The following is a 7400-nucleotide window of genomic DNA, read 5'->3' as shown; positions in this document are numbered from 1 at the left end:
CTGTGGGTACCCGATTAATTATTTCGTTGTTTTCCAAGCATCAATCTGTTTTTGCATTTCAGCAATAATCTTATCCGATCCAGCTGCTTTTAGTTTTGCCAAGAATTCGTTATATTTCGCTTCATCCGAAACACCAAGCTCAATCGCTCTATAATACTCGTCATAAACTGCACTTGCTTTAGCAATTTCAGCCTTTACCGGTGTAGCATCGAAGGTAAACCCTAACAATTTCGAAGGTACAGCCTCGTTATTTACTTTTTTGGTATCTTCCCAAACCGTTTTAGGCATTCCTTTATCTACATAGGCAAGGTAATTCGTAGCAAACATCCAAGGAACATTCGGAGCATATTGTTTAGCTGCATCACCAGGAACCATAAAGCCATCTGAATCAAGTTTAAAATGTTTATCTTTAACGCCGAAGTTCAAAAGGTTATAAATTTCTGGATTCGTATTTAAAAGTTCAAGTAGCATCATAGCTCTTTCAGGGTTTTTGGAATTTCTGTTGATCGCATGCATAGTAGCTACAATTCCGCCTGTTGTAAGGTGGGCTTGACCTGCTGGCATATCAAGTGTTGGATAACCTGCTTGGAGAGCCATAACAACTTCAACACCAGGTTTATAAGCTCCACCTACTAGTACACCTACCTTTCCARCTTGAAGGAGTTCTTGGCTATTATCCAATTTCGTGGAAATGCGCTCTTTGGAGTTCAAATACCCTTTCGCATTCCAATCTCTCATAGTGGCAGCAAATTTCTTTACGCTATCCGTTTCAAATTGGTTGACTACTTTGAGCGAATCATCGGTATAAACCACTACTCCTGGCGTATTTATCCCTACAATGGTTTCAAAACCGAATCCATCTTGAAATCCGTTTAAGCCAGTAACAAATGCTTTCTTCGGATCATCTTTCGTTACGGCTTGCAAGTACGGCTCAAGTACTTTAAAGTTGTCGACCGTTAGCTTTCCGCTTATTGTATTAACATCAACCTTGTACTTTTCAGCCAATGATTTTGGAATAATGACATCAGGCGTTCTAGCTGAGATTTGTTGATTCACAAATCCATAAATTTTCCCATTTACTTTGGTTGCTGTCCAGAATGATTTCGGGACGTTAGCAAATGATTTGGGTGCATATTTGGTGAGTAAATCATCCAATGGCAAGAAGGCGCCTTTAGCCACATTTTGCGTATAATTGTTGATCCAATTGGAAGTAAATACCAAATCGTAAGCTTCGCCAGAGGCAATAACGACTTGCATCTTCTGATCATATTCACCAAAACCAACAGGCTTGAAATCTACGGTAGCATTAATTTTTTCTTTTAGAACTTTATTTACTTCAGCAAATACAAGATCTTGTTCCGGCTGAGGAAAATTGCCTGGGAAATACCACGTCAATTTCACTTCTGGCAGAGCTGCAGTTGTTGCTTGAGGAGCTGTACTTGCTGTAGCTGCTGTTGCTGCAGCCGAAGGAGTTGGTTCTTTCGTAGACGAACTGCATGCAGAGAACAGCATGCTAAACATGACTACCATACTTGTTGCTACGATCCCCGTTTTTGAAAATTTTGATCTTTTCAACATAGGTGAATCCTCCTCTATAATGTCTTGAACTATTCTTACAATGGATATGACTCCATTCATAAGCTAACCTTTTACTGCACCCACCGTTAACCCTCGAACGAAATGCTTCTGGAAAAAAGGGAACACAAGAAGCATAGGCCCCGAAGCAAGGATGGCCATCGCCATACGTGCTGATTCTGATGGAAGCAAGTTAGACTTCATATCTGGCGGCATCATGTTGGAAGAACTTGTCAGAAATTGAATGTTGTTCATCATCCTGTATAACATGAATTGCAAAGGGATCAGGCTCTCCTTTTCTATATAAAGCAAGCTTAGCCACCAGTCATTCCAATACGTCAGCAGCGTAAACAAACCGACAGTTGCAAGTCCTGGTTTGGCAAGCGGGAGAATGATTTGAACGAAAATTCTAAATTCGTTGGCCCCATCCATCATGCAGGATTCAATGATGCTGTGCGGTATCTTCTGCATAAATGAGCGTAGGATTAGTATAAACCAAGGAGCTGCCAAATAAGGAAGAATCAACACCCATATTGTGTTTTTTAAATGCAGATAGTTGGAGATTAATAAGTATGAAGGAACCAGACCGCCATTGAACAGCATTGTAAAAAAAACATAAAAGCTAAGTTTATTTTTCCATTTATAGTCTTCTCGCGAAAGCGGATAGGCGATTCCAGCCATAACCAATAAGGAGAGAAATGTTCCCACTACACTTACAAAAAGTGAAACCTTAAAAGCGTTTACAATTTGCAGCGGTTTATACAAAATATACGCATATGCGGTAAGATCAAAGTTTAATGGGATGAGGCTGTATCCATATGTGGCAATGTCCTTTTCGTTTGAAAATGAAATTGAGATTATGGATATAAGCGGAACTATGCAAGAGAGACTAAATAGGATGAACACGATATTAATTATTGTTTGGGGCAATGCTTGCTTTGATAACATTCCACACCTCCTAAGCGAAATCTAATGCAGCGAATACCAACCTTCTTCTTAAAAAAGTTTGTTATCATCATTTACTTTCTTAACAATATGGTTGCTTAGCAATACAACGATGAAGCCCATCGTTGATTGGAATAATCCAACGGCTGAAGACATCCCGAGATCTCCGGAAACCCTTAACATCCGGTAAACATAAGTATCAATCACTTGTGTAACCGGAAATAGCTGCCCAATTTCTCTTGGAACAAAGAAGAACAAACCAAAATCGGAATAAAATATTTTACCAATGGACAAGAGAGTTAAAATAATAATTAATGGCATCAGCAGCGGAATCGTAATATTGCGGATCACTTGGAATTTGGAAGCGCCATCAATTTCAGCAGCTTCAAAATACTCCTGCGATATCCCCAAGATGCCTGCATAGAAAATAATACTAACATAGCCTAAGCCTTTCCATATATTAATGAAGATTAATAAGAAGGGCCATATCCAGGTTGTGGTGTAATAATCCGTATTAAAGCCTAGTTTAGCCATGATCGATGTGATCACACCAAAAGGACCGATAAAGGAGTATACCATATATGCCACAATGATCCATGAGAAAAAATAAGGAAAGAAAAAGATCGTTTGATAAACCTTCACTAATCGGGTACTTAGTACTTCATTTAGCAGGATAGCAAATACAACAGAGAAGAATGTCCCGACTACGATGAATATAAGATTATAGGAAAGTGTATTTCTAACCACGAGCCACGCATCGCTTGATGTGAAGAAGAATTTGAAGTTCTCAAAGCCTACCCACGGGCTGTGGAACAAGCCTTGTTCATAATTAATGCTCTTAAATGCAATGAATATCCCCCCCATAGGGATGTACGAGAAAACAAAAATAAGCAAAATTGCGGGAAGAGCTAGTATGCTTAATTGTATATTTTTCTTATATGAATGATAGTTCATGAATCCTTTCTTTCGTTTCACTTAAGCTTCACTCCTTTTCAGTCATCGTTGTTCTATACCCAATGTTAGCCTCCATTCTTCAAATTAACAATTTCTAATCCCTAATTTAAGTTCTGTTTCGAGCGAAATGAGAGTTCTTAAACCTTCCAAATGTACTGTAATTCGTTATTTCCTATGGTTTTCAGCCGTAAATAAACAATGACCTATGAGACGGACACTTCGAAAGAAAGTGCTCCTCTTATAGGTCATTGTTAAAAAAGCGTTTTACTTTTCTATGATTAGAACTGCTTTAGGTGATAGTGTTACGGTATTTTCACAGAAATTGCCTGATAATAAATCCGTTCCCTTCAAGTCCCCTAACGAAATCGAAGTTGCTTGATCATTGTGATTTAAAATAAAGAAGAAGGACTCGTTATTATCATTGGTCCTCGTCGAAATCTCAACACCAGGCACATGCGGAATCAGTGCAGTAATCCCTTTGTCTCGGCATAAATTACCTAGCAAACCTTGTAAAAATGACGGTTCTGGACTCGTGGCTACATACCAAGCTTGGCCCGCCCCATATGTATTGACCGTAAGCGCAGGCATACCTTGATAGATATCCTTGCCATAGACGGCTTTCACTTCTGCGCCTTCGGCATGGATTAAATCACACAGAATGCCACATTGGTAGTTGCCTTCAAGCTCTCCCCATTGCGCATTCAGCTGAATTTCATTGCTCTGATCGGGAAATAGCGCATCGATTTCTTCCGCCCAAATACCGAGAACGCTACGCAATTCGCCTGGATAACCGCCGAGGGTTACGCGGTCATCCTCGCCCACGATGCCGCTGAAGAAGGTGGTAAGGAAGATTCCACCGGCACGAACGAAGTCTTCCACGCGTTTGGCATATCCCTCTTTGACCATATAAAGAACCGGTGCTATGACGATATCATAGCCGGTGAGATCCGTATCCGTACCGATCATATCAGCTTGAATATTTTGCTGGAATAGTGCGTCATAATATTTATGAACTTCATCTACATAATCAAGCGCAATGGTCGGTCCACTCGAGAGTCCAACCGCCCAGCGATTTTCCCAATCGAACACAATGCCGACACGTGCTTTCACTCTAGCGTCGAGTACTTTATCGGATAATCGCCCCAGCTCATTCCCTAATTCCGCGCACTCGCGGAATACCCGCGTATGCTCATGTCCGACATGCTCAATGACAGCCCCATGAAATTTCTCACAAGCGCCTGCTGATCGGCGAAGCTGGAAGAAAAGAATCGTATCGGCGCCATGAGCAACCGCTTGATAGCTCCACAGCTTCATGACACCCGGACGTTTCAACGAGTTATACTTTTGCCAGTTCTGCTGACTTGGTGTTTGCTCCATCAACATGAACGGCTGACCGTCCTTCAACCCGCGCATGAGATCATGCGTCATGGAGGTCAAGCTCACTGGCGTATCCAAGGAAGGATAATTGTCCCACGAGATGACATCCAAATAGGGAGCCCACTTGAAATAGTTTAATTCTTTGTACAATCCCATTAAATTCGTCGTAATTGGCACCTGAGGTGCATGCTGCCTGATTGCGTTATACTCCAATTTGTAGCAATCGAGTAAACTATCGGACATAAATCGGCGATAATCTAAGGAAATCGCTTGGAAGCATGAACGGTCACCAGGCGATTCCTCTGAGAGGGCATTCGGGGGCACGATGTCTTCCCAATCATAGAACGTGTGGCCCCAGAAGCCTGTATACCAAGCCTTGTTTAACTGCGCTAATGTCGTGTATCGCTCTTGCAGCCAAGTACGGAATCCGTCCGCGCAATTATCACAATAGCAATATCCGCCGTACTCATTGGAAACGTGCCAGATCAGAATAGCTTCATGATCTTTATAGCGTTGGGCTAATTTGTCTGCCATACGCTCCGAATACGTGCGAAATGTTGGACTGCTGGGACAAGAATTATGTCTTTTTCCAAATTTATGCTTACGTCCTTCAAAATCCACTCGCAACACATCCGGATATTTCCGTGCCATCCAAGCCGGGTGGGCGCCCGTACTTGTCGCTAAACACACATAAGTCCCATTAGCCCAGAGACGGTCGATCGTCTCATCCAGCCAAGTAAAATCGTATGTATCTTCATTCGGTTGTGAAAGCGCCCACGAGAATACATTAATTGTCGCCACATCAATGCCCGCAAGTTTAAACATCCGTAAATCCTCGTCCATCACTTCTTTATCCCATTGCTCTGGGTTATAATCTCCACCGTACCAAATCTTTGGCAGCTTCGTATTAATCATATTGACACCTCTATATTTTTTTATATAAGAATAAATACATTATATTGGATTCATAATCATGTTAAAATATAATATATTTACACCCTCATATAAGAAAATGGAACAGGATGATTCAACATGCATACGCGATTTGTTTTAACACCGACAACAGCCCAACCTTACCCTATATATATCGATAGCATTGGTCATCATGAAGATCAGGAGAAACTTAGTAGGAAGGATGGGTTCCCTAACTATCATTGGCTGCAAACCTATGAGGGCGAAGGAGAGTTTGAGATGGACAACAGAAAGGTGCGTTTACCGAAAGGAACAGGCGTGCTCTTACTCCCTGGGGTACCGCATTCTTATCACGCAGTTACCGATACTTGGTGCACACAATATGTCACGTTCGGAGGCAATTGTGTTCACACCATATTAAGTACATTAGAGATTTTCGAATCAGCCGTTTTCCGTTGGGAGGAAGAGGCGCCTTTAAACCTAGCACTCACACATATTTTAAATAGGTTGGAGACACTAACCGATTACTCTGGCTACGATGCCTCCGCTGACTTGTATCATTTCTTGATTCAGATTAAAAAGCACGCCCAGATCAACAACCGCACATCGATCACGAGTCAAATGCTGCACTTACAGCCCATTACAGAATGGCTAGAAGATCACTACGCTAATCCCGATACCGGGATTGAACAAATGGCTGGTGTTCTTCATGTCACACCGAGACATTTGAATACCTTGTTTCAGCATGCCTTTGGCCTTTCACCTTATGCTTACCTCATAATGATGCGCTTGCGCAAATCCAAAGAGATGCTGCTGAGCAACAGACATCAAGCCATTAAAGAGATTGCTGCGCGAGTAGGTTTTCGAGATACGAGCCACTTTATTGCCAGCTTTCGTAAGCAAATCGGGTTTACGCCGGAGCGGTTTAGAGAGCTGAATTAGACCCTTTTAACCCACTTTGATCATTTGTTCGACTGGTCCATCATGAATGATTGGTGACACAAAAAAGTCCCGGTGACTGTACTAGCTCACTGGGACTTTCTATGAATAAAGGCTATTTATTCTAATTTCATGTAATAAAGATTTGTAACATCTTCCTTCGTAATGGTATGTGCGCCAGCTGCAAGTGATACACTGACAATGCCATTCGTCATGGCATAGCTTGTTCCATCGATCTTAACGTTTAATCCGTTTGCTGGATTAAACACTAATGTTAATGTTTTAGCTGTTGTTGTGGTAAACCCAATAGAGGTTGAACTCTCCATTTTTAAACATTGCGTTAGTGTTAAACCATTATATACCACTGTTCCCTTCGTTGTTGAAAGGTTCCCTACAATCGTGAAGAAGCTGCTTGTTTTTCCATCAGTAGTAAAGTTATGAACAATTGATGTACCCGGTGTAGTCGTTGGTGCTGGTGTAGTTGTTGGTGTAGACGTTGGTGCCGGTGTAGTTGTTGGTGTAGACGTTGGTGCCGGTGTGCCCGTTGGCGGTGTTGAATTGCCACCTACAGATACAAGTTGAGTTGTGTAACTTAGTATTTTAGACATCAAGGCTGAATTAAGGTCAGACGACGTGTCATCAACTGAATCATTAAATGCCCATGTAAAGTCTCCATTACCTAGGCGTCCAGCTTCTGC

At 41.7% G+C, this 7400-nt stretch carries 5 protein-coding genes and 1 pseudogene; 1 reads left to right on the top strand and 5 read right to left on the bottom strand.

What is annotated here, in order from left to right:
• Positions 1-18 precede the first annotated feature (18 nt).
• The 4 genes from AC1DVJ_RS28950 to AC1DVJ_RS28935 form a co-directional block, all read right to left on the bottom strand.
• On the bottom strand, positions 19-1578 hold the full coding sequence (locus AC1DVJ_RS28950) for an ABC transporter substrate-binding protein (protein ID WP_477596014.1): 1560 nt from the start codon (positions 1576-1578) through the stop codon (positions 19-21).
• 63 nt (positions 1579-1641) lie between these two features.
• Positions 1642-2523 carry a carbohydrate ABC transporter permease gene (locus AC1DVJ_RS28945; protein WP_477596012.1) on the bottom strand — a complete coding sequence of 294 codons (882 nt, stop codon included), beginning with the start codon at positions 2521-2523 and terminating at the stop codon, positions 1642-1644.
• Between the two features lie 48 nt (positions 2524-2571).
• Positions 2572-3495: an ABC transporter permease subunit gene (locus AC1DVJ_RS28940; protein WP_477596010.1), complete on the bottom strand. Its 924-nt coding sequence runs from the start codon at positions 3493-3495 to the stop codon at positions 2572-2574.
• Positions 3496-3738: 243 nt separating this feature from the next.
• On the bottom strand, positions 3739-5766 hold the full coding sequence (locus AC1DVJ_RS28935; protein WP_477596008.1) for a beta-galactosidase: 2028 nt from the start codon (positions 5764-5766) through the stop codon (positions 3739-3741).
• A 117-nt stretch (positions 5767-5883) separates the two neighbouring features.
• On the opposite strand from AC1DVJ_RS28935, the gene AC1DVJ_RS28930 reads away from it, so the two are divergent.
• A complete protein-coding gene (locus AC1DVJ_RS28930) occupies positions 5884-6705 on the top strand; it encodes a helix-turn-helix transcriptional regulator (RefSeq protein ID WP_477596005.1) in 822 nt (273 codons plus the stop codon).
• 116 nt (positions 6706-6821) lie between these two features.
• Here the strand turns inward: AC1DVJ_RS28930 and AC1DVJ_RS28925 are convergent.
• A pseudogene (locus AC1DVJ_RS28925) lies at positions 6822-7400 on the bottom strand (pectate lyase family protein); the annotation flags it as partial.

It is taken from the genome of Paenibacillus sp. P4_A9, from assembly GCF_056402415.1.
Note: the sequence above shows the minus strand (reverse complement) of the source record. Positions and strands in the feature narration are given on the sequence as shown.